The organism is Pseudomonas alcaligenes (assembly GCF_014490745.1).
Classification (GTDB): domain Bacteria; phylum Pseudomonadota; class Gammaproteobacteria; order Pseudomonadales; family Pseudomonadaceae; genus Aquipseudomonas; species Aquipseudomonas alcaligenes_C.
On sequence record NZ_LZEU01000001.1, the window covers coordinates 2833596 to 2860251 of the forward strand.

The 26656-nt window shown below is 55.0% G+C and carries 23 protein-coding genes; 12 read left to right on the forward strand and 11 right to left on the reverse strand.

Translation table 11 applies throughout. The features are described from left to right. Window positions 1–70: 70 nt before the first annotated feature. From A9179_RS12850 to A9179_RS12860, 3 genes are read right to left on the reverse strand one after another with little or no spacing between them, the layout of a single operon-like run. The gene (locus A9179_RS12850; RefSeq protein ID WP_187806407.1) at window positions 71–760 is read right to left on the reverse strand and encodes a hypothetical protein; all 690 of its coding nucleotides are present in this window, start codon (window positions 758–760) and stop codon (window positions 71–73) included. Between the two features lie 16 nt (window positions 761–776). Then, window positions 777–1130 carry a hypothetical protein gene (locus tag A9179_RS12855; RefSeq protein WP_187806409.1) on the reverse strand — a complete coding sequence of 118 codons (354 nt, stop codon included), beginning with the start codon at window positions 1128–1130 and terminating at the stop codon, window positions 777–779. Between the two features lie 25 nt (window positions 1131–1155). After that, window positions 1156–2736, reverse strand: coding sequence for a DNA recombination protein RmuC (locus A9179_RS12860; protein WP_316851832.1), 1581 nt, complete (start codon window positions 2734–2736; stop codon window positions 1156–1158). Between the two features lie 126 nt (window positions 2737–2862). Between A9179_RS12860 and A9179_RS12865 the strand changes: the two genes are divergently transcribed. The 4 genes from A9179_RS12865 (at window position 2863) to A9179_RS12880 (ending at window position 10394) form a co-directional block, all read left to right on the forward strand. After that, on the forward strand, window positions 2863–3738 hold the full coding sequence (locus tag A9179_RS12865; protein ID WP_187806412.1) for a helix-turn-helix transcriptional regulator: 876 nt from the start codon (window positions 2863–2865) through the stop codon (window positions 3736–3738). Window positions 3739–3926: 188 nt separating this feature from the next. Then, window positions 3927–4964: a restriction endonuclease-related protein gene (locus A9179_RS12870; protein WP_187806415.1), complete on the forward strand. Its 1038-nt coding sequence runs from the start codon at window positions 3927–3929 to the stop codon at window positions 4962–4964. Then, window positions 4948–8019 (forward strand): DEAD/DEAH box helicase family protein, encoded by a 3072-nt coding sequence (locus tag A9179_RS12875; RefSeq protein WP_187806417.1) that lies wholly within the window; start codon window positions 4948–4950, stop codon window positions 8017–8019. The genes A9179_RS12870 and A9179_RS12875 overlap by 17 nt, the downstream gene beginning before the upstream one ends. After that, the gene (locus A9179_RS12880) at window positions 8016–10394 is read left to right on the forward strand and encodes an RNaseH domain-containing protein (RefSeq protein WP_187806419.1); all 2379 of its coding nucleotides are present in this window, start codon (window positions 8016–8018) and stop codon (window positions 10392–10394) included. The genes A9179_RS12875 and A9179_RS12880 overlap by 4 nt, the downstream gene beginning before the upstream one ends. 342 nt (window positions 10395–10736) lie before the next feature. Here A9179_RS12880 and A9179_RS23100 read toward each other — a convergent pair whose 3' ends face one another. Continuing rightward, window positions 10737–11042 carry a hypothetical protein gene (locus tag A9179_RS23100; RefSeq protein WP_187806422.1) on the reverse strand — a complete coding sequence of 102 codons (306 nt, stop codon included), beginning with the start codon at window positions 11040–11042 and terminating at the stop codon, window positions 10737–10739. Between the two features lie 131 nt (window positions 11043–11173). Here A9179_RS23100 and A9179_RS12890 point away from each other — a divergent pair, with 131 nt between their 5' ends. The 5 genes from A9179_RS12890 (at window position 11174) to radC (ending at window position 15452) form a co-directional block, all read left to right on the forward strand. Further along, entirely contained in the window at window positions 11174–12142 is a 969-nt protein-coding gene (locus A9179_RS12890; RefSeq protein ID WP_187806424.1) for a DUF932 domain-containing protein, read from the forward strand. Between the two features lie 104 nt (window positions 12143–12246). Continuing rightward, window positions 12247–12867: a hypothetical protein gene (locus A9179_RS12895; protein ID WP_187806426.1), complete on the forward strand. Its 621-nt coding sequence runs from the start codon at window positions 12247–12249 to the stop codon at window positions 12865–12867. An 82-nt stretch (window positions 12868–12949) separates the two neighbouring features. After that, window positions 12950–13948: a YqaJ viral recombinase family nuclease gene (locus tag A9179_RS12900; protein WP_187806429.1), complete on the forward strand. Its 999-nt coding sequence runs from the start codon at window positions 12950–12952 to the stop codon at window positions 13946–13948. A 90-nt stretch (window positions 13949–14038) separates the two neighbouring features. Continuing rightward, window positions 14039–14983: a recombination directionality factor gene (locus A9179_RS12905; RefSeq protein ID WP_187806431.1), complete on the forward strand. Its 945-nt coding sequence runs from the start codon at window positions 14039–14041 to the stop codon at window positions 14981–14983. Continuing rightward, window positions 14955–15452, forward strand: a complete 498-nt coding sequence (gene radC / locus A9179_RS12910) for a RadC family protein (RefSeq protein ID WP_187806433.1) — start codon at window positions 14955–14957, stop codon at window positions 15450–15452. Before A9179_RS12905 ends, radC begins: the two co-directional genes overlap by 29 nt. Before the next feature lie 323 nt (window positions 15453–15775). Here the strand turns inward: radC and A9179_RS12915 are convergent, their stop codons facing one another. The 4 genes from A9179_RS12915 to A9179_RS12930 form a co-directional block, all read right to left on the reverse strand. Then, on the reverse strand, window positions 15776–16123 hold the full coding sequence (locus A9179_RS12915; protein WP_187806435.1) for a helix-turn-helix domain-containing protein: 348 nt from the start codon (window positions 16121–16123) through the stop codon (window positions 15776–15778). A gap of 744 nt (window positions 16124–16867) precedes the next feature. Then, window positions 16868–17095 (reverse strand): helix-turn-helix transcriptional regulator, encoded by a 228-nt coding sequence (locus tag A9179_RS12920; protein ID WP_187806437.1) that lies wholly within the window; start codon window positions 17093–17095, stop codon window positions 16868–16870. Window positions 17096–17130: 35 nt separating this feature from the next. Beyond that, a complete protein-coding gene (locus A9179_RS12925) occupies window positions 17131–17808 on the reverse strand; it encodes an inovirus Gp2 family protein (protein ID WP_187806440.1) in 678 nt (225 codons plus the stop codon). Window positions 17809–17917: 109 nt separating this feature from the next. Next, window positions 17918–19030, reverse strand: coding sequence for an IclR family transcriptional regulator (locus A9179_RS12930; protein WP_187806443.1), 1113 nt, complete (start codon window positions 19028–19030; stop codon window positions 17918–17920). Between the two features lie 312 nt (window positions 19031–19342). Between A9179_RS12930 and A9179_RS12935 the strand changes: the two genes are divergently transcribed. Then, complete coding sequence (locus A9179_RS12935; RefSeq protein WP_187806446.1) at window positions 19343–20023, forward strand: hypothetical protein; 681 nt, start codon at window positions 19343–19345, stop codon at window positions 20021–20023. A 171-nt stretch (window positions 20024–20194) separates the two neighbouring features. On the opposite strand, the gene A9179_RS12940 is transcribed toward A9179_RS12935, so the two are convergent. The 3 genes from A9179_RS12940 to A9179_RS12950 all read right to left on the reverse strand — a co-directional run bounded on the left by A9179_RS12940 (window position 20195) and on the right by A9179_RS12950 (window position 23574). Beyond that, entirely contained in the window at window positions 20195–21457 is a 1263-nt protein-coding gene (locus tag A9179_RS12940) for a type II toxin-antitoxin system HipA family toxin (protein ID WP_187806447.1), read from the reverse strand. Further along, the gene (locus A9179_RS12945; RefSeq protein WP_187808584.1) at window positions 21450–21767 is read right to left on the reverse strand and encodes a helix-turn-helix domain-containing protein; all 318 of its coding nucleotides are present in this window, start codon (window positions 21765–21767) and stop codon (window positions 21450–21452) included. Before A9179_RS12945 ends, A9179_RS12940 begins: the two co-directional genes overlap by 8 nt. A gap of 214 nt (window positions 21768–21981) precedes the next feature. Next, entirely contained in the window at window positions 21982–23574 is a 1593-nt protein-coding gene (locus A9179_RS12950) for an SGNH/GDSL hydrolase family protein (RefSeq protein WP_187806448.1), read from the reverse strand. A gap of 935 nt (window positions 23575–24509) precedes the next feature. Here A9179_RS12950 and A9179_RS12955 point away from each other — a divergent pair. Both A9179_RS12955 and A9179_RS12960 read left to right on the forward strand, forming a co-directional pair. Continuing rightward, window positions 24510–25181, forward strand: a complete 672-nt coding sequence (locus A9179_RS12955; RefSeq protein WP_187806449.1) for a thermonuclease family protein — start codon at window positions 24510–24512, stop codon at window positions 25179–25181. Between the two features lie 37 nt (window positions 25182–25218). Further along, complete coding sequence (locus A9179_RS12960) at window positions 25219–26649, forward strand: hypothetical protein (protein WP_187806450.1); 1431 nt, start codon at window positions 25219–25221, stop codon at window positions 26647–26649. The last annotated feature ends 7 nt before the right edge of the window (window positions 26650–26656 follow it).

The window sequence follows — 26656 nt, forward strand, 5'->3', positions numbered from 1 at the left end:
AAAATAAGACGTACACGACACGAATCAAAGCCCGTGTGGGCATGGATAAAGCGCCATCCTTGCATTCTCATCATCCTTGGCCGGCGAGCAGATGCGCCGAAATATTGCGGAGAGCATCCTCCCGATGTATTGCAGCTGTGACATGGCGTGGATGACTCGTGCGATAACACAAGGTATCGCCCAGATAGAATTCCCACAGCGCCTTTTTTTCCAGTACTCGACTACGGTCTATCAGCCCATCCAAGGATCGTTTCAGATCCGCGTCATAACGCCAGCCCGTGACAAATATGATCGACTGAGGCCGTATGACCCTTAACTGCTCACGCAGCAACTGCATGGACAGCTCCTGCACTGCAGCAAAAGACTTGGAGTCCTTCTTGGGCGAGCCTTTTTGATAGGCCACCGCGAATAAATTACCCCAGCCGATTTCCTCACGCGGGCAGCCAAGCTTTTCCGCGGCATATTGGTGAAAGCGCCCAAAGCAGGATCGACCAGGTGACTTGATCTGGTACTCCTCATGTCTCTGCATGGCGTGTTCAATGTAGCCCCTCAGATCCCCATCATGGATCCGGTTGAAAGAACCATTCCAAGCTCGGGTCTCCATGCCAATGATCATGAGCTTCATCGGCTTTTCTGCTGCCGATGGCAAGAACACTCCGGTCAACCCACCGCTACAGCCATCAAACTTGGCCAGCATCTCTTGGCTAAGTACGGCTTGGTAGGCATCCCCAAGACGCTGTCTTATATGCAACGACTGCATTAGCACTACTCCCTGGCTACCAACCTCGACGGGCCCGAACCATAACGTCACCGCCGCCATTAAGCAGCCAGACGACAGATGGTCTGGACTGCTCCAACCGCAAAACACCGTCGCGGCAATTCTGCTCCTGACATCGCGTTCGATAGATGATCAAGTCATCCAGAAGAGCGAGTGCAGAGGTTTTAAAACCCGACGCCTCCAGGGTTTCAAGATCAGCGTCCGAAAAGAAGAAGGAGGCTGCGTCGAGTCGATTTTCAGCAGTCACGCTATGGAACACGATTTCCCCGTCCACAGCTGTCTCCTTCAAAAATTGCTCGCACAGTTGCGCCAACCGAAAACTCTCGAATGCAAAGTCGTACGACTCCTGCATGTACACCTCCTCAGCTCTAATGCGCTTACTGCGGCAATTCGCTGGGCTCATGCTCAACCAAGGCCAGTTCAAGATCCGCTCGGTCCACCCAGGTTTCGTCCAGCTCACCTTTAACTGCCACACCCAACTGACGGAAGTCACTGACCTGTTTGACGAGATTGGCCTTGCCGCTGACCAGTTGATCACGCGCCTTGCGGTAGGCGTCCTGGGCCTTGTCTAGGTTGTTGCCGATGGCATCCATGCTGCCAAGGAAGGTGCGCAGTTTGTCGTACACCTTGCCGGCACGCTCGGCCAGCTCGGCGGTGTGTTTGTTTTGGTCTTCGAAACGCCAGAGCTGGCGGACGATGTTGAGGCTGGTGAGCAAGGTGGTCGGAGTGGCGACCAGCACGTTCTGCTCGATAGCTTTTTGGAACAGGGTTTCGTCCGCCTTGAGCGCCTCGACGAAGGCCGACTCGATGGGGACAAACATAAACACCATCTCTGGAGCATTCAGACCCGGTAGATCGAAGTAATGGCGGTCAGACAGCTCCTTGATTCGATTACCTACAGCGCTGACGTGCTCGGCCAGGGCCAGACGACGCTCGGCTTCGTCTTCGGCATTGATGTAACGGGTATAGGCGTTAAGCGAGACCTTCGCATCGATAATCAGGTGCTTGCCTTGCGGTAGGTAGACGATCACATCCGGGCGCTGGCGACTATCCTCGCCATTGATGCTGACCTCGCGCTTGAAGTCTCGCCCGTTGACCAGACCAGAGCGCTCCAGGACGTTTTCCAGCACCAGCTCGCCCCAGTTGCCCTGAGCTTTCTTCTGCCCTTTGAGCGCGGTGGCTAGGTCGTGCGCTTCCTGGGTGATCTGCTGGTTGAGCTCTTTGAGGTGCAACAGCTCCTGGGTCAGCGCGGCCTGCTGCTGAACGTCCTTGTGGTGAATGTCTTCGACCTTGGTTCGGAAGCCCTCGATCTGTTCACGAAAGGGTTTGAGCAACGCATCCAGAGACTGCTGGCTGTGTTGCGAGAAGGCTTGGCCTTTGGCCTCGAAGATTTGCCCAGCAAGCTGCTCGAACTCCAGCTTGAGCTGATCGCGGCTTTCCTTGAGCAGTTGTTGTTGCTCGGCAAAGTGCTGCTGCTTCTGCTCCAGGCTGCTACTGAGGGTGGCGTGCTCCTTGGACAGATTGGCGAACTTATCCTGCATCACCTCATGGCTGTTCTGCAGGCGCTCATGAGACTGCTTGAGCTCAGCATGTTGCTGTAGCAATTGGCTGTGCTGAGCACGCGCCGCGCTGGCCTGGCTTTGCGCATCGGCCAACTGGGTGAGCAGTTGTTTCTGCTCATCGCGCAGGCCAGCGAGCTCCTCTTGGGCAAAGTCCAGCTGTCGCTGTAGCTGTTCGGCATGAGCTTTTTCTGCTCGTGCGGCAGCCGTCTGCTCACGCAGCTCAGCTTCTTGCTGCTGATTCTGCAGCTGCAACTGCCCCAGCTGTAGCTGGTAATGCTGCAGAGTGGCCACGGCTTCTCGACGGCGCATGATTTGCCAGAACAATGCCAGTGCCATCACGCATACCGACAGCAGAGCGATGCCCGCTACTCCCCAAGACATTCCAATACCGTTCACGATGCTTCTCCTTTTCGTGGCGGTCACTGCGCCAACTTGAATGACGCCATCAGAATATGTAGATTAATACGACACATCCACAGTGTTTACCCGTACAGGTAAAGTTTTCGAGCAGATGGAGAGGCTATGAAACGCAAGCAAGCAATTGAGTCTGTGCGCTGGGATCTGGCCCTGCGCTACCGCCTGATCGAAACCATCGCCTGGTGGGAGGGCCGTTTGACCACAGGCCATCTGATGCAGAGCTTTGGCATCAGCCGGCAGCAGGCGTCGAAGGACATCAACTCCTACATCACTGACTACGCGCCGAAGAATCTGGAATACGACAAACATTTGAAGGGGTATGTGCCAAGCCGCCACTTCAAGCCACTGTTCATTGACGACAGCGCCAGCGCTTACCTGCATCTGCTCAATCAAAACTACGAGCGGGCGCCTCATATCGATGGGCTAGCCCTAGCCTATGCCCACACCGAAGTACTGGGCGTACCGGATCGATCTGTTCGCCCAGAGGTGTTGCGTCCCCTGCTCAAAGCCTGCCGAGAGGGGCTGCGACTGGAATGCGAGTATGTGTCTTTCAGCACCCCGGACGTTGAGACCAGGTTGATTGCTCCACACACACTGATCTACACAGGTATGCGTTGGCATGTACGTGCTTACTGCGAGAAGAACCGGGACTACCGGGACTTTGTGCTAAGCCGCTTCCGTGGCGAGCCCGGACTAATGGACGATTTGTCAGAACACACCCGGGACTTGGATAGCGGATGGAATACCGAGCTCGCAGTCGTGATTGTGCCCGACTCGCGCCTGAAGCCCGAGCAACGCACCATCATCGAGGCCGACTACGGCATGCAGGGCGGCCAACTGCTGATCGAAACCCGCGGTGCTCTGGTGCAGTACGTGTTGCAGCGCTACCAGATCGACCCAACCAAATTGCACGCAAAGCCAGAAGCACAGCAGATTGTGGTCGCCAACCTCGATGAGCTGAAGCCTTGGCTGTACCACTGACCAACGGAGCCTGAATGGCCACTCAGACCTCACTGTACACCCTGCATGTCCAGCTGGAGCCGCTTCATGTCGATCCATCGATTTGGAGGCGGATGCAAAGTGCTGCCTGGCATGTAACATCGTGCCTAGAGTGTCTTTATGATGACAGACACCAAGCCTGAGAGATCACATAATTCAAGGGGCTCGCAATGGACGCTACCCGCTCAGAACACCTGCTAAGGCTGCTGACCCAAGCAGCCATGCTTTGCAGTCATGATCGCAAAGCGGCTTACCCAATCATTCGCGAAGCACAGGCTTGGCTCTGGCGATTGATGCCAGATAGACCAATACCCAGTGCTCTGGAGCTGGAAGGTAAGCTCGCAATCCCACTTGAGCAATGGCTACCTCAAAGCGTCTGCGCAGACTATAAGGGTGCACTACTGGAGGCGGATATCCCCTCACAACTCTGCAACGAGATGCTGCTCGAGCTGGATATACGTCAGCAGTCAGAAGCGATCCAAGCCAGAGTGAAGGATGTTCGAGACCGCTGCCGGATCAGAGTTAAAGGAGACGACCTTTATCGAGCATTCCGCCGCTTTCTGATTCAGCACCCAGTCATCTCCGCTAATCAGGCAGCGGAAATCCTTATCCCACTGAACCTGCAGCTTGCTGACTTCTACGAGAAAATACCGGCTCATTTGTGCGAAAGCGGAAAAATCTATTGCTGCCCGGAGTGCGGGTGGCCGATGAATCCTTTGCGTCAAGAGGTTCAATGTGACTCGTTCTGGTGTCGAGAAAAACAGAGTGTCTACTATCGACATAACTCGCAACTAATTAACCGCTCCACCAGCCAGACACTGGAAGGAGAACCAGTGTCTGAACGGTACAGACTTCGCGCCCCTCTGTGGAAATTCACCCTCCTTCCAGGCTTGCTTGAGTTAAGCCTGGCTCAGCGCATTGCGGAGATCGGTCTGGAAGTCACTTTGTGGCCCGACGTCGACCGTGCAGACCTGCGAATCAACTTGCCCCACGGGACGCTCGATGTCGACGCCAAGGTCTGGGCATCACCACACTACCTGGCTAAGCAACTGGCTGAATCAGAAAATGACGCACCGCGATGGATCGTGATTCCTGATTACCAAAAGGCACATGTGACGATGCTCGCTGATAGGACACCCGCCCACATTCAGGTCTTCACGCAAAGCGATTGCATCAAGGAGCTGAAGCAATATGCGCCCGCTTTCTGAGATCTCTACGACGCTTTTTCTCGGACTCACCCTCAAGCATCTCAAAGTTGACGCCGAGCTGGCCGACGCTGCGGCGATTATTGCGGGTCGAACGCAAAAGTGGACAACCTGGCGCGAGCTGTCTAAAGCAGATCAGCTCGTCATTGCGCAAAGCCTTCGGCTACGCCCTAAAGCCATGGCTCAACCTTCTTTGTTCCTTGAGCAGGCAAGCGATCTGCTCAATGGCGATTTCTATCCATTTGAGTTCGTCAGCGAGCCGAGCATTAAAGGCGTCTCACTAACTGACCGATACCGCCTGAGAGACGGCATGGATTTAGATCAGGTTATTCGAGAGAACTTCGAGGAACTCAAGTACTGGCGGGTAAACGCCACCTCCGTCACGCTGCCCGACAGCGGTGACATCGAGCTGACCTATACCAGCGCCGACAGGGTTCGCACGTTCACTATAGGGGAGGCCGATCGCCATTTACTCCCGCCTGCTGATCAACGCATTCGCCTGCACCCAGCCGAAGAGGTGCAAACAATCAGCTGGAGCTTCAACACCCTGAAAGATCTAGCCGTGCAACTCGACGACTCGGGGGTGCTGCACCGCAAGCATCTGACCTCACTGTCCAACCTCTGGCAGAAGGCCGGCGAGAAATCAGGCAACGCGGGTGAGTTCTACCGAGTCAACGCTCCGACGGGTAGTGGCAAGTCAGTGTTAATGGTCATGATGGCCATTGATGCTGCTCGCCGCGGGCAGCGTGTTGTGATTGGCGTTCCGAGTCTTGTAGAGGTCGACAACTTCGTCAAAACCCTCCAAGCCTCCGCCGCTGTGGCGGCACCTAGCCTGAAGATTGCCCGCCTGCACTCCATCGCTCGCATACAGGAACGTGGTCTCAGTCACTTCCAGCAGCACAGCGGGGACCATCCTTATGACTACCCTTGCCTCTTAAATACCTTTGCGTCTGACCTACAAAGCATGCCGGCAGATCAAGAGCCATGCTTTCAACTGAGCTTAGTGATGCCTAGCTCAGGTAAAGAGCAAGAATCCAAACGCCTGAGTCATTGCCCGTTCTTATTCAAATGCGGGAAGACTCGAATGTTTGAGGAGGCGCTCGAAGCAGACATCACAGTGGTGAACCATCATGCTTTGCTGTCCAGTACAACTCGAATCCCTCTCGAAGACTCAGAGCAGTACCCAGGCCCACGTAGCTACATCGAGATCTTGTTACGTAGCGCGCCCATCTTTTTGATAGACGAAATTGACGGCCTGCTCAAGACAGCAATCGACAACAGCACATTTGAGCTCGAGCTAGGAAACCTTGCAGAGCACAGTGCCCTCATCAAATTCCATATGAGCCTGGCAGGGCGATCGAGAGTTCCCGGTGTCAGTCGCAGCGACCTCATCCGCATCAAGTGGCCTCTCAATTACTGCGCAAACGGTGTCGATCAGTTGATGGATCTCCAAGCACGCAAGTACTTCGAATGGCCCAAGGGCGAGACTACTTGGGCGACAGCGTACGACCGCTTCGTGATGGGCATCCTGAACATCAGCTTTGATGAGCTTCAACGTCTTTACGATGCAGAAGACCTAAATGTCCCTGTACATCTCAAGGGCCTTCGCGCCAATCTCGTCCACTGGAGCCGCGGCACGCCATCGCGTCGCCCAGAAAGTCTCGCAGTGGAGCTTGGCCTCATCATCAATGAATTGTTTGAGCAAGGTCACTTGGTGCCGATTGCAGATGCCAAAGCTCGTGAGCGCCTCAAAGCCGCTCTCATTTTGCGGGGTGTGCTGGAGTTCATTGAACAAGCCCTTCGTGATCTGCAAAGCGCCCTGCCCTCCTTCGCCAGCGCTGAATTGCCCTATGCCTACGAAGTTCAACAGAGGTTACGTGGCAGCGAGCCATCCTCTCTAACACCCTTCGGTCCACTGCACCGCACCGTTTTTGGTTTCAAACGCAAACAGGCCACGGAGTCAGAAGCAACACTGAACGTCGTGGCAATGCGGGGCGATCCACATAGCACGTTACTCGCACTCCCCGAGATTATGGCTCTGGGGTATGCGGGAGTAGAGCGATTCTTCCTAGGATTTTCCGCCACAGCCTACTTCCCTGGAGCCAGCGCCTATGATTTGAAAGCCAAGGACTTCATCGACGTACCCGATGCCAACGGTCAGGTGACGTTCCAAAATATCCCCACTACCACAGCGGTCTCTGGCTCGCACTATTTCGAGCGTTCAAATCGCGTCAAAGAGCTGGCAACAGAGATATGGCCCTGGGTGACTCAGCGTCTAGAGCGCTTGGCTCAAGATCCACACACCGCACAGCGGGCCAGGCTGCTGCTGGTAGCCAATAGTGACGCGGATGCCGAGCGGCTCGCTTTGACGCTCGCTGATCTGTCGAAAGAACCGATCGTGGGGTGGGTCAGAGGAAGGAGCAGCCAGTACAAACCTTCGCTCCTGTCAGAGGAGCACAAGCTTATTTACGATGACTTGGCGGAGTTCACACGCGGGGCGCACAAAGACAAGAGGATTCTTGTCAGTGCCCTGCAACCTATGGCCCGCGGGCACAACATCGTGAACGATGATGGGCTTTCCGCTATCGGGGCCGTCGTCATCTGCGTGCGACCTCTCCCTGCGTCGGATGCCCCAGAAAACAACCTGGCCCATGTCTGCTACGAGACCCTGAACAGCATTGCCCCCAGTGAAAGCCCCTCTTCGCTTCTCAAGCAGGAGATGCGGCTGTCTAACAGCATTCTTCATAGCATTCGAACCGCCTACCCCGCCTTTAGCGAACAGCCAGAAAACGTTCGCAACTACACCGTGATGAATATCTTGGTAACGCTCACCCAATTAATCGGGCGAGGCCGAAGAGGCGGAACACCCATCACATGCTATTTCGCTGATGCAGCCTTCACCAAGGCGCAATTGAGTTGGGCCAAACTGCTGCAAGACAGCATGGACAGGCTTAAAAGAGATGGAGACTGGGAGCAGTTTTCGCTTCACCATTCCGGCATTGCTAGCGCCGTAGAGCACTACATTGATCAATCACGGCAAAAGGAAGTCGGCCGATGAAAAATCTCGAATTGCGTAGCAATCTGTTCTCCTTTGATCCGACTCAGCTTGATCTTGCGTACAGGGTGCAGATCGGACCTGGCTATATAAACGCTTGGTCAGTTCTGCAAAACGAGGGGAACAAGCAACATCAGGGCCTCCCAACGAACGCGCTTGAGGAAATGCTGGCGGTTCTATCCGGAGGTCCGGTAAAGGTGGATTCGCCGCTCAAGCACAATGGGCTGCTCGCCATTCTGATACTCAATCCGCTGAGCGTGGAGACTATCAACGATGCTCTCGCTCTCTGGTCACTTGAGGTGCTACGACGCTGGGATGCGCCAAGCGAGGGGATCAAGGAAAATTTGAGAGTAGTCGATATCGTTCCGCTACCAGCACATGACTTAGTTGTGCCAGGCAACGTTTCTCCCCTGGCCTACAGCACAATTCCATGGCGGGTCGCACGAGCGATGTCGCAGCTGCCCATGGAAACGCGCAAGCCTGCCAAGCCCGGGTATCCCGAAAACGCTAGCCGGCCCATAAAGCTATACCAAAGCTCCAATAACGCCCTCGTGGCATGGGATCACCCTGTAGTTGCCAAGAACGACTTCAAATCCGCTAGTGCCCTCCACGTGATTGAGCCGTCGCTGGCTCTTTTACGAGGGTGCGATGAGCCCTTTATTCGGCTGCACGTAAAGCTCAGCCAAGTCATGCCGAACTGGCGCGGCAAGAAGAAGTCAGCATGGGTGAAATCAGGTGACCTGATCGTGCACGCGTTGGTGGCAACCAAGAAAGAGCCGGATGGATGGCGGAACGACTATGCGTTCCCCACGAACCAACTCTTGGCCTACCTCGGCCACTCCCCCCTTCCGGAGCTAAGTGAGGGAGAGATCCCCGTTGATAGTGCATTCAGGCCGATCCATTCCGTTCCACCAGCAAATCCACTGATTGCGTCAGGGCCTGGCCCCGTATTTCTGGACCAAGCAAGCTTTCATCTTCGCGCCGCAGTCAAAAGTTGCCAGCCACTCACAGCCCGGAAAGCCGTGTCGACTCTGAAAAAGGCGCAGGCTAATCCGATCACCAGCAGCGTAACCGTGCGCATCGGTGTAATCGCAAGCCAGTCGCAGACCATGCTCCGCCTCGAGCAAGCTCGCAAGACTCTGCTGACAATGCCGTTCTTCAAAGTGATCGCACCTCCAAACCTTGAACTCTCTCGGATCAATGCCGAGCAAGCCGACCGCATGTTGACTGGTGACACTGACCAGTCAGAACTCAACCATTGGCTGCTCACCTCTGTGATTCCAGCTCTCAAACTGTCTGGCCTTAACGTTGCGATCGTAGAAACCTGCTTGGAGGCGGCAGCCAAAGACGGAGAGCGAGACCCGAAGCATTTCATTCGACGCGTTATGGCAGAGAATGGAATTGCCACGCAGTTCATCATGCAGTTGCCCATGCCAGGTGACAGCAAACCCGCATCTCGAAATACAGAGGAAAAGCGAGACTTCAAGGCACTAAATTCGGTGACCGAAGCCATCCGGCTGAACGGCTATTTCCCTGCCTTATTTGCTCGGACTCGAGCAACGCCAGCAGGCACAACTATCTACTCAGTCTGGCTAGATCAGGTTGTGGAGAAAGGTGGTAGCCGTTACTTGCCGGTGATCACCAGAGCCCTTGCCGGAAGCGCTGAAGCCGAGATTTTCTGGTTCGATCCAAAGCGAGGTAATAAAGGACGTTGGTTCAGTTTCACGGAGGGTGTCGCGGCGGTTCACGCTACCAAAGCGCTCCATACACAGGACGCGGTAAAATCGCTGATCGCGGAATCGCTACTTGCGCCAACAGTGAAGGCTGAAGGGCCTCTAATTGCCTGCGTGGACTACAAGCTGAGGCAGCTGTATCCAGGCCTGCAAGACAGCCGGCGCACAGGACTGCCGCCATTCCCCGCCCATGCTGCAATCGTCCGCATACGCGAGCAAGACCACGTTGCACAAATGACTGGCGTAGAATCGACTCATCCCGATGCGCCCCACTACATTGCTCAGAAGCTTGGGCTATTCCAGTCAACGAGAAGTCCAGCCGTCTTTTACTTCGTATCCCCCTCAAAGGTATACGGAAGCACAAGCTCGCAGCGATACAGCACTCGCTATGATGCTGACCCCATCGGGCTTAAAGAACCATGGCAACAGCTGGGCATAACTGAGATAACGCTGATCGAACATGGCTCTTTTGAATCATCGATCGGAGTTGCGGAACAAATCGCACAGTTCTGCCGTAATGCGCCGCTGTGGGATGGACATATAAGACTACCAAGCCCGATGCACTTGGGAGCCCAGATTGCAGGGGATCATCCAATCCTAGAGATGCGCCGCAAGAGCGATGCCAATCGCATGGCAGAAAGCTGAATATCTCTTCGGCTTGTACCTGACCTGCTTATTGCGGAGCACAATTCAAGCCCTAGACATAATACGCCGCGACGGTGTCGCGGCGCGTCGTCAAACCATCATGACCTCATTGATACTTAGCAGTCTGGTGGAGATGCTGGAATGCAAAGTCCCCCTGTACTTCATCTCACGGACCGGCATGAAGGTACCAAATGAGACTGTTGATTCTTTCCGCAGTGACAGGCACCACTACTGACTGCAGCGACCAGATATAACGAAATTTCAGACCTGAATCATTTAAGGGAAGACGGGTAGGTATCACCCGCTTCAGCCCCTTCCCTAGATTCAGGAGTATGAACGATGTCAATCTATTGCCCAGCGTGTCGCTCCGGGCACATCACAACCCGCAATATCGCCCGTAAGCTGGGTGGAACCGTCGGTGCTGTTGGCGGTGCAGCAACAGGCGCTGCCAGTGCTGTTAGCGGAGCACAGAGTGGCGCAGCCATAGGTGCCGTAGCTGGACCATTTGGCGCTGCACTGGGTGGACTGGCTGGCGCGATTCTTGGCGGCCTGGCAGGCAGTGCCGTTGGCAGTCTCGCCGGAGCCCGCATGGGTGAAGAAATCGATGCCCGCGTACTCGACAACTTCGAGTGCCAAGCCTGCGGTCATGTGTTTTCGGCGGCCGATAGTTAGAGTTCTTTGCCCCTCACGCCTCATCTCACTCACGTTTTCCAGGCGCTATTACTCGGTACTAAAACCGGGACTCGATGCGCCCGCCAGAAACTTGGCAAGGAGTTTCTATGGCTCATCTCATCGAAACCATGGCTTATGCCGGAGCCACTCCGTGGCACGGCCTCGGCAATCAACTTACCCAGCAACAGCCCATTGAAGTTTGGCAACGCGAAGCCGGTATGGACTGGCAGATCCTTGAAAGCCCCGTGCACTTTAAATCGGATGCCATCGGCCATCTGGGCACCATCCATTCGTTCCCCGAGCAAAAGGTACTGTTCCGTTCGGATACCAAGGTGCCGCTGTCCGTGGTCTCCAGCCGCTATCACACCGTCCAACCGCGCGAGGTGCTGGAGTTTTATCGTGACCTCACCGAGGTCTCCGGCTACGAGTTGGAAACTGCTGGTGTACTCAAGGGCGGGCGCAAATTCTGGGCATTGGCCCGTACCGGCCAAGGTGCGGCGCTCAAGGGTAACGACCAGGTCAACGGCTACCTACTACTGGCCACCTCCTGCGACGGAACCCTGGCTACCACCGCAACGCCGACCACAGTGCGCGTGGTCTGCAATAACACACTGACCATCGCCTTGGACGGCACCAGCCGAGCGATCAAGGTGCCGCACAACACCCGGTTCGATCCAACGGCAGTGAAGAAGCAACTCGGTATTGCCGTCTCGCAATGGGATGACTTCATGTACCGCATGCGCGCGCTCTCTGAACGCAAGGTGCAGTGGCACGAAGCGTTGGGCTTCTTTATGAACGTGATGTGTGAGACCAGCCCTACCGGACAACTTCCCGAGCAGTTGCCCAACGAGCGCGCCCTGCGCAAGGTCCAAGAGCTGTATGACGGACGTGGCCGAGGCAGTCAGCTGGACTCGGCACGCGGTACCGCCTGGGGACTGCTCAACGCTGTGACCGAGTACGTCGACCACGAGCGCCGTGCACGCAGCAACGAGTACCGCATGGACTCGGCCTGGTTCGGTCAGGGTGCACAGATCAAGCAGCGCGCGTTGGATGCTGCGTTGAGGTTGGCGGCTTAACTGCTGCCCTGAAGCCTACCCAGCCCAAACGGGCTGGGCGGCTGTTCGACCTCGGACAGGAGTTCGTCAATAATCACACACCACCATCTAGAAGGATCTTCACGTTGAAACAGATAGCTATCGTTGCGTTACTCGCACTCGCCATCAGCGGATGCGACAAGCCCAAGGAAGAGACCGCACAGACAAATCAACCTCCGGCAATGTGCGCCAAGGATACGGATTGCAAAGGTGACCGCATCTGCGAAAGCGGACAGTGCATGTCCCCTACATCACAGCCCGCCGCGGCTACAAAACCTGAGTTACTTGCACCAGCATCCCCCAGCATTGCCTACGAGGCGCTACTGATTTCGGACGATGCAGCGGGCCCCTTCAGCATCGCCTACATGGATCTCGGCACTGCACTCAACTACCAATCCAGAGCTGGGGTGGTCAACCTCATGGAGTCGGTTGTGCAGGATCCCGAACTCACTGGCTACGTCAAAATCGAAAAGGCCTATGCCTTTGGTCCAGACAAATTCGTCCTGGTTGTCTCAACCGGAGAAAGCGGCAACTCCTGCCCGGCAACGACATACGTCTTTAGCTACGACACCAAGAGTGAAATTGTCGATGGCAAGGCCAGCATTGATGGCTGCTCGGAAACCGTCGAAGCCTTTGCTGAAGGCAACAAGCTAAGCATCAAGAAAGAAGGGGCAACCACCGTCGTTTACAACGGCAAAGTTATCTAAAAGCACCCGCCTCTTACCCCCTAAAACCACGCCCGGTCAGCTTCGCGCTGACCGGGCTTTTTTATGTCTGTGAGGTATGCACATGAAAGCCACTTCATTGAACGGCAACACCCGCAAGTCCCGCCCTGCTCTGCGTCTGGTGAGCACCAAGGAGCTACCTCGCGAGGACTGGCTGGCGATTCGCAAGCAAGGCATCGGCAGCTCCGATGCTGCCGCGGCAGTCGGCCTGAACCCGTACAAGTCGCAGTTGGAGCTGTGGCTGGAAAAGACCGGGCGCGATGCTGGCATGCCCAAGGCCGACCCTCAGGATGAGGAGAGCCCGATGTACTGGGGCAACGTCCTGGAGCCCATCGTGGCCTGGCACTACAGCAAGCGCACGAAGCACAAGGTACGGCGGATCAATGCCGTATTGCAGCACTCCGAGTTGCCCTGGATGCTGGCCAACATCGACCGCGAAGTGATCGGCGCTGACGATGTGCAGATCCTCGAATGCAAGACCGCCGGCATAAATGGCGCACGCCTCTGGAAAGAGGGTGTACCGGAGTATGTACAGCTCCAAGTGATGCACCAACTCGCCGTTACTGGCAAGCAAGCTGCTGATGTGGCGGTGCTGCTGGGTGGCCAGACGCTGGAGATCCATCGCATCGAGCGGGACGAGCAGATGATCGCTCGCCTGATCGAGTTGGAGCGCCAGTTCTGGCATTACGTGGAAAGCGACACGCCACCGCCAGCCGATGGTACGGCCTCCGCTGAAGCCGCCCTGCGCTGCCTCTACCCAGAGGACAGCGGGCAGACCGTCGACCTCAGCCAGCATGCTGGCCTGACCGCGGCCTATATCGAGTTGAAAGCCGTTCGGCAGTCGATTGCTGATAAGGAAAAGCGCGAGGCCGAACTCAAGCAGATGCTGCAGCAGGCCATGGGCGACGCCAGCCGGGCGGAGTTCTCCAATGGCTATGTCAGTTGGCGCAAGGCCAAGGACAGCGTAGGGCTCGATGTCGCCCAACTGCTCAAGGACAAGCCATACCTGCAGGCCAAGTACCCGCTGTTGAAAACCGGAGCACGGCGCTTTCTCGTCGGTTGACTCCCTTCACCCTCTCACGCCCTTCCCCCTTGGCCAGTCCATGCAGTTCGCACTGCGTGGCTGGCCTTTTTTATTTCCAGGAGAACCACCATGCTCAAAGGTCTGGCTATCACCCCGCCGGTACTCGGGCGGATTTCCATCGGCAAGGTCATCGAGAAGAACGGCAAGCGTCTGCCGGAAAAGGATGATCAGTTCACCATCACCTCTCAGGTGCAGGGCAAGGATGGCTGGCTCCTGCACCCACTGAATGATGAGCTGCGCCAAAGCGATGGCGACAAGCTGCGCAGCATCCCCATACGCCTGTTGTTCAACGAGCCAGAGCTGAACTTCCGCGCCGACTACACCCTGTTCGATCGGCAGTCCGGGCGACCGCTGTGCGTTGGTAATGGCGAGACCTGCAAGCGCGTCACGCAGGACGGCATGCAGTCTCTGCCCTGCCCTTCACCAGATGCCTGCTCCTTGGCCAAGGGCGGAGCGTGCAAGCCCTATGGCCGACTCAACGTGGTGATTGGGGACGAGGATCCGCTGGGCAGCTTCGTCTTCCGTACCACCGGCTTCAACAGCATCCGCACCCTCGCCGCTCGGCTGCATTACTTCCAGGCCATCTCGGGCAATCGCCTGGCCTGCCTGCCGCTGGAACTGCGCCTGCGTGGCAAGTCCACTCGCCAGAGCCACGGCACACCGATCTTTTACGCTGACCTGACAGTCCGCCACAGCATGGACATGACCCAAACGCTGCAGGCGACCCAAGAACTCGATGCACAACGACAAGCTGCGGGCTTCGACCAGGCTGCGCTGGATGACGCCGCGCGTCGAGGCTTTGCCAATGGCGCCTTCGAAGACAGTGAGGAAGACGCGGGCGCCATCGTCGAGGAGTTCTACCCCAGCGACAGCAGCAGCCCTGCCGACACCTGCCAAGCCACACCGAAAACCAGCTTGAGCGAGAAGTTGGAATCACAGGCTCAACGGCTCTGCGCCACATCTAATCAGGACCAAGGACACCATCATGAAACTGCACAAACTGAAGGCCAGTGAGCCAACCGGCACCTACCTGGTTGAATCGCCTGTCACCGAAGCTGACATCCTGCTGATGGCTCGACAACTCGCCAATCAACGCCTTCGTCGGGGACGGGCACTGACCTCTCCACGGGAAGTTTTTATCCATCTGCAAGCACTGCTCGCCGATTACGAGCACGAGGTCTTTGCTCTGCTTTTGCTCGACAGCAAGAACCGGGTGATCACGTTTCACGAACTGTTCCGAGGCACCCTGGACGGCGCAAGCGTTTACCCGAGAGAGGTGGTCAAGATGGCCCTGGCGCACAACGCGGCGGCGATCATCCTGGTCCACAACCACCCTTCAGGTGATCCCGAGCCAAGCCATGCGGACCGCAACCTGACACACAAACTGCAGGAGGCGCTGAACCTGGTTGGCATACGAACGCTCGACCATGTCGTGGTCGGCAAAGAAGGCTGCGTATCGCTAGCCGAGTCTGGTTACTTGTGAGGGGGCCACCATGGAATGCTTGATATGCAACTCCTCGGCAGTTCTGACCCGAGACGCTGCAAGTGCCATTGCACGCATGCTCGGAATCGCGGAGAGCTTCATCAAGGGCGCTCAGCGAGTCGCCGTCAGCGACAGCTCAGCAGGTACTCCGCCACTGGCGCAAGCGCTGAATATGATCACTGGCGGAACATCAGCGGTCTCGTCCGACTGGGAGGGTATCAACACCTGGATTCAGGACATGCAGAGGTATCAGTTCATGGGGCACACGTGTCTTTGCTTGCGCTGCGGAGCACTGTTCGATGCGCCCCAATCCAGCCCTTAGCTCAACTGCGCGCCAACCTTTCAACCAAACGCTCTACGACCTCCATCACCAGTTGCCTGTCGTCTCCGCCCAGGGAAGAAAGCAAAGCGTGGAGACGCCGCGCCTGGTCCTCTGGACGATCACTTGCTTCTGTCAGGAGTTCAGCGGTTCCGCAGCCGAAGACACCGGCCAGCTCAACCAGTCGCTCGATGTTGGGCATCACCACCCCACGCTCTATTCGCGACACCGCTTCGCTGCCTATCCCCAGTCGTTCGGCAACCTGCTCCTGGCTGAGTCCAGATTGCAGGCGCTGCCGTGCAATCGCCCGCCCCACTACATCAGCCAGTCTTTTCGATTCGGTCTTTGACATCACACCCTCCAGTCACCCCAGATGGTCGTGTCACAACCTGTTGACATGAAGGACTCAAAGAACCGAGACTCAACCTTAAAGGTTGCCATTCACCTCAAATTGCTCGATCAATGAGAAACACCCGCCCCCAACTACCCGCAGATGGGGCCCCAATACCGAAGGTCTCTCACCGCACAGAAAGGTCTAGGCGTTGGCCTCATTTGCCAAGGCGAAATGCTCAATCAATGCAGATGAACAAAACATCGGCATCACTTAAAAACGGAGTGCAGTAAATGCTGATAGCCATAGTTTGGATCACCTTGGCCGTGGTACTTGGTCTAGCCGCCAAAGGGAGCGGAAGATCATTCTGGGTATGGTTCATTCTTGGAATGATCATCGACCCCATACTGGCCTGGATTGTTTATGTGATCGTCGTAAAGAGCCAATAACGCTCGAAAGCCTCATGGCGCATTCAACGTGCGTCACGAGATGCGAGTGCCACGGCCTGCGAAATCCCTCAACCTCCTGAGGGATTTTTTTTGCGTCAAACCACATATTTTCGAGGCTATGCCGGAGGGATCCCTTCAAGAGCGACGTCCATGTCGCCAGCTGCCGATAGCCAAACTGCCGACACCGAACGAATCCCCCCTGATCTGAGCAGACTGAAGCAACGTACTAACGGCTGCAGTTGGCTTTACGCCCATGATGGCTATGTAGAAACGCCATGACCAACCATCAACGGGTCATGTCGTACATGGGTGGAACCTAGCACGCCAGACTCAGGCGACCAGACTTCACTGCTGCGCCCTGAGCCACATTGCGTTCTTCGACTCTGGCCATGATCCAATCCTGCACCTCATCGTCCACCCAACCAACACTCCGCTCCCCCAAGGAGACGGGTTTGGGGAAGGATTCCTCCGCGATGTACTTGTAGACCGTTGATCGAGCCAGCCCCGTTACCCGCATTACTTCTTTCAGTCGAATCAGTCTCATGATCGAAACTCCATTAGCTTGTCCCATGAGATGGCTCAGTCCTGTGAAGCTTGAATGCGGCTGACCTGACTCATGCCGAAGCTCCTCCCGCCATCACCGTATCGTTTAGTCTGCTGCTTAGCGAAATAGCTGAGCCGGTAGAAAACGCCATAGAGCTGGAGGTTTGATAGCGGCCCACGGCGCATCAACGCAGAAACCGGACGCTCCGGGAAGTGAACCGCGGCCTGCGCTTGCCTCCAGCTGATCCCCAACGCAACACCCCAAGCCTTGTAGATACGCCCAGATAGCATCTCGTCGTAATCCCGATCCGGATCACTCAAGCGACCGTAATTCCCCAGCGAGAAATAGGCGTCATGATTGAGCAGTATGGCCACATGGAAATGTGGCTGATCACCTTGGTTCAATTCACGCACCCAGACGTACCGCACCATAGGGTCATAGCCTCGCCTACCAGCAGATTTCTTAACCTGCTGGGCATGCTTGAGCTGAGCCTTCAGAGACCCGATGAAACGTGTGATCGCGTTTTCAGGAATGCAGCAACCCCGTGAACTGCGTAGGTCGATACGAATGACAGTCCACCTGGGATGCTCTTCTAGGCATCCCATAAGCAAGTCATGGATACGCTGCAGGTAGTAAAGGTGTGATTGATCAAGCTCCACCAGGATGGGCAGACCTAGCCATTCGATGGAGTTACTCGGAGGTACCTTGAACATGGAGGGTGTCCTTGTGATAAGTCTCACAAGAACAGTCTTACCTGTGGAGTATTACTCCTGATAACTACTTATAAATATTACCTAGCCAACCAGCATTGACACAGACAGATCACTTACCACTCCCGACAATCTCTGGCATGGGCATACCGAAATGAGCATGCCAGCCCTCAACTTTTACTCTGAAGTTATTTCCACAATCCGCATTAAAGAAAACAGCATCCACTTGAAGCCCACCCCCTGCATCCCCCGTGTGACGAACACTCATGTAAGAAGGTGATGTGTCAAACTGCATATCAACCTGTGGAGGCCTTGGGAAGGCTGCAGCGACTTTATCAAGCAGAACACCAGCCCACACTGCTACGAACCCATACAGCTTCGCACCCACGTCATGCTCTCTTGGATCCCTGTTCTCAATACCAAAATGCCATGCCTTCGGACCTGTTACCTGCAAACTCATAGCCCTAAGCATGGCCGCCTCGATATGGGAGAGAGCCCCTGTTTCACGCCCCTTCCTTCCCCAGAAGAATCCATTGCTCACTGCGGCGCACAGGCACACTAAAATGTAATACCTGCGCGCAGGGTCATTCAGGACTTGGAGACTTGCGGCAAGCTCGGCAGAATCCTTTCCATCATATACTTCAGCTAGTAGATGATTAACGCTGTAGCCTTCAGCCTCACCTGCTAGCCAGTCCAACATTTCGCCTAAATCAAGCCGCCAGCGGAATACTGCTGCCGCCCCCTCCAGCATCGCAGGCCCCAACAAGAAATACGTCTTGGTCATGTCAGGCACGCCATCGGCTGTAAATTCTGATGTCGAAGCTACGATAAATGACTTTTTGTGCAGGCTAGCAAGCAACCTTTGTGCAGTTGACCTTCCAACTCCTGCAGCCTTTGCAAGCGCCACAACCCCCATGCCAGTTACAACGCATGCTTTAGATTTATCCAACCCAGCCGACGAAGGACCACTCTCCAAGAGAGTTAGCCAGAGTTGAGCGAACAAGCAGCGCTCAGGAACCGACAACACCTGAAAGCACCGCTCTTGGCCCTCCAGCACCTGCAGAACCCTATCCCCCTCCTGCCTGAATTTCATCTTGGGGCCGGCTCGATAGCTTTTAACCGATCGCCCACTGACAGACCGGGACTCTAGGAGAAATCCCATATCTACGAGCTTTTTCAAGCCGCTGCTGACACCTCCATCGCTATACCCAACAGCATCAGCCAACCCGCTCACCGTCCCTTGCCATACCTGCCCCCTTGAATCGATAAGGCCCTCCCGGTGCATCCAGCATGCTAGATAACGTGCCCTAGGCGGCACACCCCTCATACTGGAAAAAACGCCCGTCAGTGTGGAATCAAATGCTCTCAAAATGGCCTACTCCCATTTTTGGGCCCCATGCCTATCACCAGGTTGTCACGCGTGATAGCCTAGCGCAACAACAACCTAATAAGAATTATTTGCATTTATAAAATTATCTCCGAAGACAATACGCTTAGGCGCCCCACTGCCCCGCCATGAATCCATGAGGAAAGTAAAATGATCAAAGCAAAGGAAAAAAAATCTTGGATAGAGCGAGAAATAAAAAAAGATGAAAGCTTTCTTCAATGGCTAGCTGAAACACTTAATGTCAGAAACAATCCAGATCAAATAAAAGCACTAAAAGAAAAGCTAAGAAAACCTAATAACATCAACAAAGTTAGTGAAACCAATCTAAGGGGATTACTCGATCATTATGAAGACGAGCTTCTCAAAGGCATCTTAAGTTCTATAGAAGGGATAACCGAAGAGGAATTCAGAGTACTAAAAGGGCGTCAATCATCGCGCATATATCGTCAGAAAACCAAAGACAAAAAATTAACCACCGACATCTCATACGAAGCACTGCAGAAACTATCAGCAATCAAAGGAAAGTACTCACTAAAAGACACCATTGAAATAATGATTGAATATATATACGAAGGACAAACTTATAGACCCACAGAGGACCTCAGCAAAAGCAGAACCATACCTCTACTGGATACCATCCCAAACACATTGACAGCAAAACTAGGAGCATCCCTTGAATACATTCAAGCCCAGATATCAAATCAAGCTAAATTTGAAGCCTTAGAAAGGACGGCTATCACCCAGAGAAAAAGCATCGAGAGTCTGCGAGAAATAGTTGAATCTCTAAAAATTCAAATTTCGAACAAACTTGAAAACAAGCCCGCAAGCTAGAACGCAAGGCAAGCACCTGACCACCTCCATTAAGCTAGCCTGACGATCTATGCCCATAAGGAATGCACCGCCCATCAACAACAAGCGAGTGGCATGTTTAATCGGATATCCCTTAGCTAGGGAAAGTAGTCGCTCCAACTAAAAATTTTAGAATTAGGCTATTTTCGAGATCTAACTCAGGCTTGCAATGTTGTCGTCGATTCGCGCCTGAATCGTGCGCAAGGTGTCCCGGGTTATACCATTGGGGAACTGGCGCCTAGCACTCTCCGCAAAACCGCTGGCTACAGTGCAGATCCGCTCAATGATGTCGGCAGCGCTCTTCGCTGACAGATCCGCTTCTTCGACTGCAAGCTTGAGTAGATGCTTACGCGTGATGCGAAATGCCTCGCCCATTACGTCCATCTGGTGAAACCCACCTGGCCCTTCGCAGAAGGTCACGTCGTAAGCCGGAGCCAACTTCCATTGGCCGCTCGACGACATGAGATAAGCAAAATTCTTGGGATGATCGTCGCGATTGTTAAACACCACGTTAAACACGATCCGCTCGAAAGCGATTGCCTTCTCCCGCACGTCATTGCAGCAGAACTGGGTCGCCCGCAGGAAACTGGTGTAATCCAGCGTACCGGGTGCACGGAAGTCCGCGCCGGTAAAAGCAGCGAGGCTTTGCATGGGAACACGCATGCCCTCTTGCCGGTCGAATCTGCGGGTAGCAAAAGCGGCCTGCCCACTCGGTAACTCGAAGTATTCGGTATCCGGGGTGTCGATAGCGCAATCGCGCAGGCACTGCGCGTAAACGGCCTCGATGGCACATACCTCGGGATGCTCACCTGCCGCAGGAAACTTGACCAACCAGGCTTCCAGACCAGGTGCCGCCGCCGTACTGAAGCGGCCGTGCTCGGCATCGCGATAAAGCAAAGCCTTTGGCCGCGCGCCGTGTGGCGAGCCGCCCATCAGCAGCAGTTGCTGCAGGAACTCACCGCCCTCACCTTTGAGCACGTCTTGGACTTCCGCAGCCAGCTTCTCAAGGGCAATCTCTCCGGGCGATGCGGACAACTCCGGCGCCACAGGTTCAAACGACATTGCCCCCATGGCATGGGGACCGATGTAAGCCAGACGCTCCAAAGGACCAATGTGTGCTGGGTTGAGACCACGGCGCTTGAACAGACGATCCATCAGCAGCATGCCCCAACCGTCAGGCAACGAGTCATAGACCGGCCCCGGTAGCCATAACTGGTGATCGGGAAAGTCCCTACGCAGTCTTGGCCCCTTCAAGGGTAGGCGCAGGGCCGACAACTCCACCCCCCGCTCCAACGCCTCTTCGCTGTAATCAAAGGCAATCAGCGGGCGCCCGGTGAGCGCGGTCGAGGACACCAGCGAACCCCAGCACCAATGCTCCCCCCAGCCGTCGTAGTAGACGTCGACTCGCTTAGGCATTATCGGACTTCCTTTTGACGCGCTGACGCTGAGCGCCCTGCTCATAACGGAGAATGTCGTCCAGGCTGTCCAATCGCGGCATGAACAACTGCTCTAGCTCGTTAAGACGCCCCAATACCATGGCCACCCGAATCACGCTGTCGAATGCCACGCTGCGCCCCGCCTCTAGATTGGACAGAGTACCAACGCCGATACCAGCACGAGCAGCCACCTCGGCCTGCGTCATCTGCTGAGCCAGGCGCTCTTGGCGCAGACGTGTACAGAGCAGCTTGACAACTTCTTCCGGCTTGATAAGACCTAAATTCATCATCTTGAGTCTTAAACCATAGATTTGCATTTAACATCTAGAATTATAGAGTTAAATCGAGCCATGGTAGAGACACAACCTCAGAAAACCGAGACTTAACCCAAAAAACATCAGATAAAGCTCAAAAATCTGGATTTGTATTGTCAACCAAGCGCCTGCTGCTCGAGATATCACTCAAGCCGTAGCTCTAATGGAGTCATCGGCATCGCCTGCCGAGCTAGGTAGAGGCGTTATCTCCGGCAAGCAAGGGCTCCAGAGTGTTTGCCAGTGCATCGATTTCACTGATGATCAACTTTGACCTCAGCGGCAGCATGGTCTGAGGTATCAAGGTTTCAGGATCTCGCACATGACGAGGGGTGTAGCCCAGTAGGCCTGCATAGCTCGCCGCATTGCTACCCAAGCTTTCGTAGAATCGTTCGAACAACTCTTTATCCTTTTGCTTTGACAGCAGCCGGTATTGTGATTTGCAGAACGCACAGACCTGAATGTAAAACGGGATGAATAATGGCCCGGCCACATACTTTGCCTTTTCGAGCGCTGTAGTGAGGTGGCTGAGGGTCAGCAGGCTATCGCCTGCCTGCATCGCATCCTGGGCACGCACCCACTCATTGAGCCATGCGGGACCGTTCACGAACGTAAAATGCCGGCCCCCGTCGATGAATCGCCTGTGTTCGTTTTTGTAAATTAGCTCAAGGCTATTGGGAATCTCTGCCACAAGGTTTAGTGAGCCCGGTAAGGCCCTAATTCGGTTGAGCAGGGATTGATAGCGGTTGGGCGCCTGCTGGGCATAGACCTGCTGGCCAATGGGATAGTCGTTAAACAAAAGATCAAGCAAGTCACTGCTGGGTATTGAGTGGCCTAGCTCAGCTTGGTCACACATCAAGCGCCCCTGTGGCTCGAATGGCCCGCAATCCGCGATATGGGCGTTGAGGTTATGAGCGATCATGGCCGAAAAGGCGTGAATCGCGAATGCCTCTTCGTGGATGTGCTGCGGCAGGTGATGAACCAGTGGTCGAAGAGTCGGATAGAAAGTTTCCCACTTCATACGACTAGGCTTACGAAGTCGGTCTACCACCTGCTTGGACTGAGTATTGATCGGCTGGGAGGTGAACTCACGACTCCAGGCCCGCTCATCGAGCGGCCCCTCTTTCCGGAACTCGTGGTACTGATGAAGCTTATGCAGCGAAACGCCGGTGATTCGGCAAGCAGCATCGGCAAAGCCTCTCAGTGGCCATTGCTCATCCCTCTCGGCAGTTGGCCAGGCATCATCCGGCAACAACGCGCCGACTAGTGTCGCCGTCAGAGAGCGAAGATCATTGCTGAGAAAGAACTGATAGCTGTATGTCTGGCTCTCCGCGTTGCAAGCGTGCTCCCTGACAAACTCCCTGTAGTGCGAAAGCGCCGACACGTAAAAGCCAACAGCCAATTCAGATACGCCCCAACGGGAGTAGCGCTCAATGATCAGGGACTCAATGTATTGGCGTAACTCTACATATTCGTCGAGGGATTCAAAGTCGGTTTTGGACAGATGGTTGACATAGGCTTGGATCGTCCGGCTTTTCTTGACCTTCTGCTCATCACTTGGAGCAAGCTGAGCAGTCACAGCCACCAGGTCGCTGAGAGATCCATACTTGCCATCCTCCTTCTTGATCGCGTCGAAAGCTTGCCTCAGTGCGGCGCGCCGGTCTTTCTCTGTGGCAGCTACTTGAAAGGTTATGTCTTGGTTGTCGCTACTCCAAAGCCCAAGGCAGTCGCACACGACCTTGTGGAGGTAACCTAAAGTTGGCAGTTGATCTGTGGTTGGTAGCATCGCTATTTCCTTGAAGAGAAGTCGTCGCCATCCTAGGCAAGTGAAAGCCTCTCACTAAGTATCAAAATCGCGATAAGGGCAGACAGCGGGACGCGCAAGCTCATTCAAGTCTTATGCTCTCTCGCACTGGCGAGTCTGGGTACTTCAAGGTAAAGCGGATCGAGTGTCCACCTCTTGGCCGAGAGCTACCTATCACCAGCGTCTGCTTTCGGCCAAAGCAGAGATTACATGGGCTGGTAGTTGTGCATCTTGATGCTTCACCAGCATGGCCAGTGATCATAATTCATTCGTATTCTACGGGTGGTTCGATGGTCCCTACGTAGACCCGCTGCTGCTCGCCTCCTATAGCCAAGCACTCGAGTGCGCTGCCCTCTGGCACGTCGAACCAGTGACCTGCCGAGGCTAATTCTGCTGTCAGCAGGGGGGTGGCGGTATCAGCATGGGATTCATAGCCTTGCATAAGCATCTTACCCCCACGCCATTGCAAAACCGCCTACTGCCATCAGCGAGTGCCAGAGTCTCACCGACTCGTGCCGTGAGCGTACGGGCAGCCATTTCCCCCTAACGCGCAGTTCTAGGCGCCAGGCTCCTCCTTCGCGCAATACGCGAAATTCTCATACGGCTCCAGTCTCGACCGATGCCTACAGTGTCTCCTACTCGACCGCTCTTTTCATGTCCCAAGCTCTTCTAGCAGTCAGTCACCAAGGATCTGGTATAGCGCCGGGCCGCAGGCCGGTGACTCCTCTAGGCCATGCGGTACCGATCTAGAGGCAGAAGCGGATGAGTTGAACAGAACGTCCTATTCCGCGTAGCGGCGACTAATGGAGCTGGCAGATCGCCTCCATCTAATATGAATTAGCTCACAGTCCGCGTTACTATTTAGGTTCACCAAACTAGGACGTTCGTTCTGCTCAAGGCAGTCAGAGGGGTCAGGGATGAGCTTGAGGGCATGGCTGGCAGCGGCGTTGTTAAGCACCGCCCCTGTGTTGCACGCAGAAGTGCACACCTGCCGTGTGGTCGCGCTAAGTGATGGCGATACGTTCACCTGCCTAGACGTGTACAAAAGTCAGCACAAGATTCGCCTTGCCAATATCGATACCCCAGAAAAGGATCAGCCCTACGGGGCCAAATCGAAACAGGTCTTGAGCGCCCTTATCTTCGCCAAGCAGGTCAAGGTCGAATCGCAGGGCACTGACCGATATGGACGCACCATTGGCGTGGTCAGTGTCTCTGGCGTGAACGTCAACCGTGAAATGGTTGCGCGTGGCGCCGCCTGGGTTTATCCCCAATACAACCAAGACCACTCTTTACCCCGCGTAGAGCAGGAGGCTCAAGCGACTAAGCGCGGAGTCTGGGGATTGCCACAGGCGCAGATCATTGCGCCTTGGGAGTGGCGCAAATTGGGGCGGAGTCTCAATTCGGAATTTACCGCGCGGAAACAGCAGTCTGCGTTGACTCCGGCTACAGCCGCAGGCGGCGGTTGTAGCAAACGACTATGCGGGCAAATGAACAATTGCGCGGATGCCCTGTTTCATCTGCAGCAGTGCGGCGTCACCTCCCTAGACCGGGACGGCGATGGCGTGCCCTGTGAAAGTCTCTGCCGATAACAATGCGTCGCGCTGAAGCGCGCTTAGGAATTCCGTAATGAAGGCAATTGGAAAGCTGTTCTCGTGGTTGTTTGCCTCGCGCCAGTCGACGGATGCGGACGACCATCCCGACCTTGTTCCGTTGGTCTTTGAAGACCTTAAAAAGGAGCTGGATGTAGAGATAGAAGCCAGAAAGCTTGGTCGAGCGGGGTTGCCTGAGGCCGATGCGACCGCGTTGTCTTTCCCCGAGAGGAAGATCATTCAACGGCTTGAGGCAGTTCGCGCTAACTATAGCAAGTGGGCATTGACCCGGATTAACAGCATCCACGAGCGACTCAACTCATTTGATATCACCCAGTACGTGAATCGCGCCAAACAATATGCTGACGAATACGAGCGCCTTGCCAATAAGGAGATTTCTGACGCCGAGGTAGAGCTAGGCCGACGCCGTAATGCGGCAGCGCGCCAGCAGGATGATCTGGATACATTCTGTAAGGAAAATAAACTGAGTCGTGAGGCCCATTATCCACAGGGACTCGCTAAAGCCAGCCTGATTTTGGTCGGTCTGGGACTCATTGCGATTGAAGGCTTTGTGAACGCCTTCTTCTTCGCCCAAGGATTAGATAGTGGCTTAGTCGGTGGTTTTTTTCAGGCCCTAATCTTGGCGACTATTAACTTCACAGTACCGGCATTCTTAGGCCGTTTGTGGCTTCCCAACGTCAATCACCATCATCTAGGACGTCGCCTGATTGGCTACCTCGGCTGGCTATTTGTGATTGCGTTCATGATAGTTTCGGCACTTGCCATCGCGCATTACCGAGAGGCTATGGGCCAAGCTGTAGATGAAAATATCAATGCTGCAGCGCTATCCCTACAAACTCTGCAAGCAGCTCCATTTGGGCTAACAGAAATCTCATCCTGGCTGTTGTTCTGTATCAGCATTTTTTTTGCGCTGGTAGGGCTGGTCGATGGCTACAAGTTGGACGATCCCTACCCCGGATATGGTCGCCGACACCGCAAGACGCATGAGGCGATCAACGCATACCACGCTCTAGTTGATCAAGTGCGCGGGGAAATTTCCGGCCTTAAGGAAATGTTGCTGGAGTCTCTGGAGCATGATGTTGAGCGTGCCAAGGTGTGTGTGCTGGATTTCGGCAAGCTAGTGGAAGACAAAGCCTCGTGCGGGCATCGACTGAAATTGAACCTCAGCAAAGCCGAAAACATGCTGCAGGCGCTGATCGATGCTTTCCGCGATGAAAATAAAATGCATCGAAACGGAGTGCCTCGCCCTAGGTATTTCGATAGCCCGCCAGCGCTACAAAAAATAGAGCTCCCAATCTTTGACACCTCGACTGAGCTGGCCAAGCACAGAGAGCAAGAATCCCTTCTGAATGGGCTGTTGGCTGACGTGGAGCAAGTACGGGGATCTATCCAATCTGCCCATGAGAGCCGCTTTGACCAGCTCAAAGCTATCCACCAGCAGCTGTAGGAGTCGG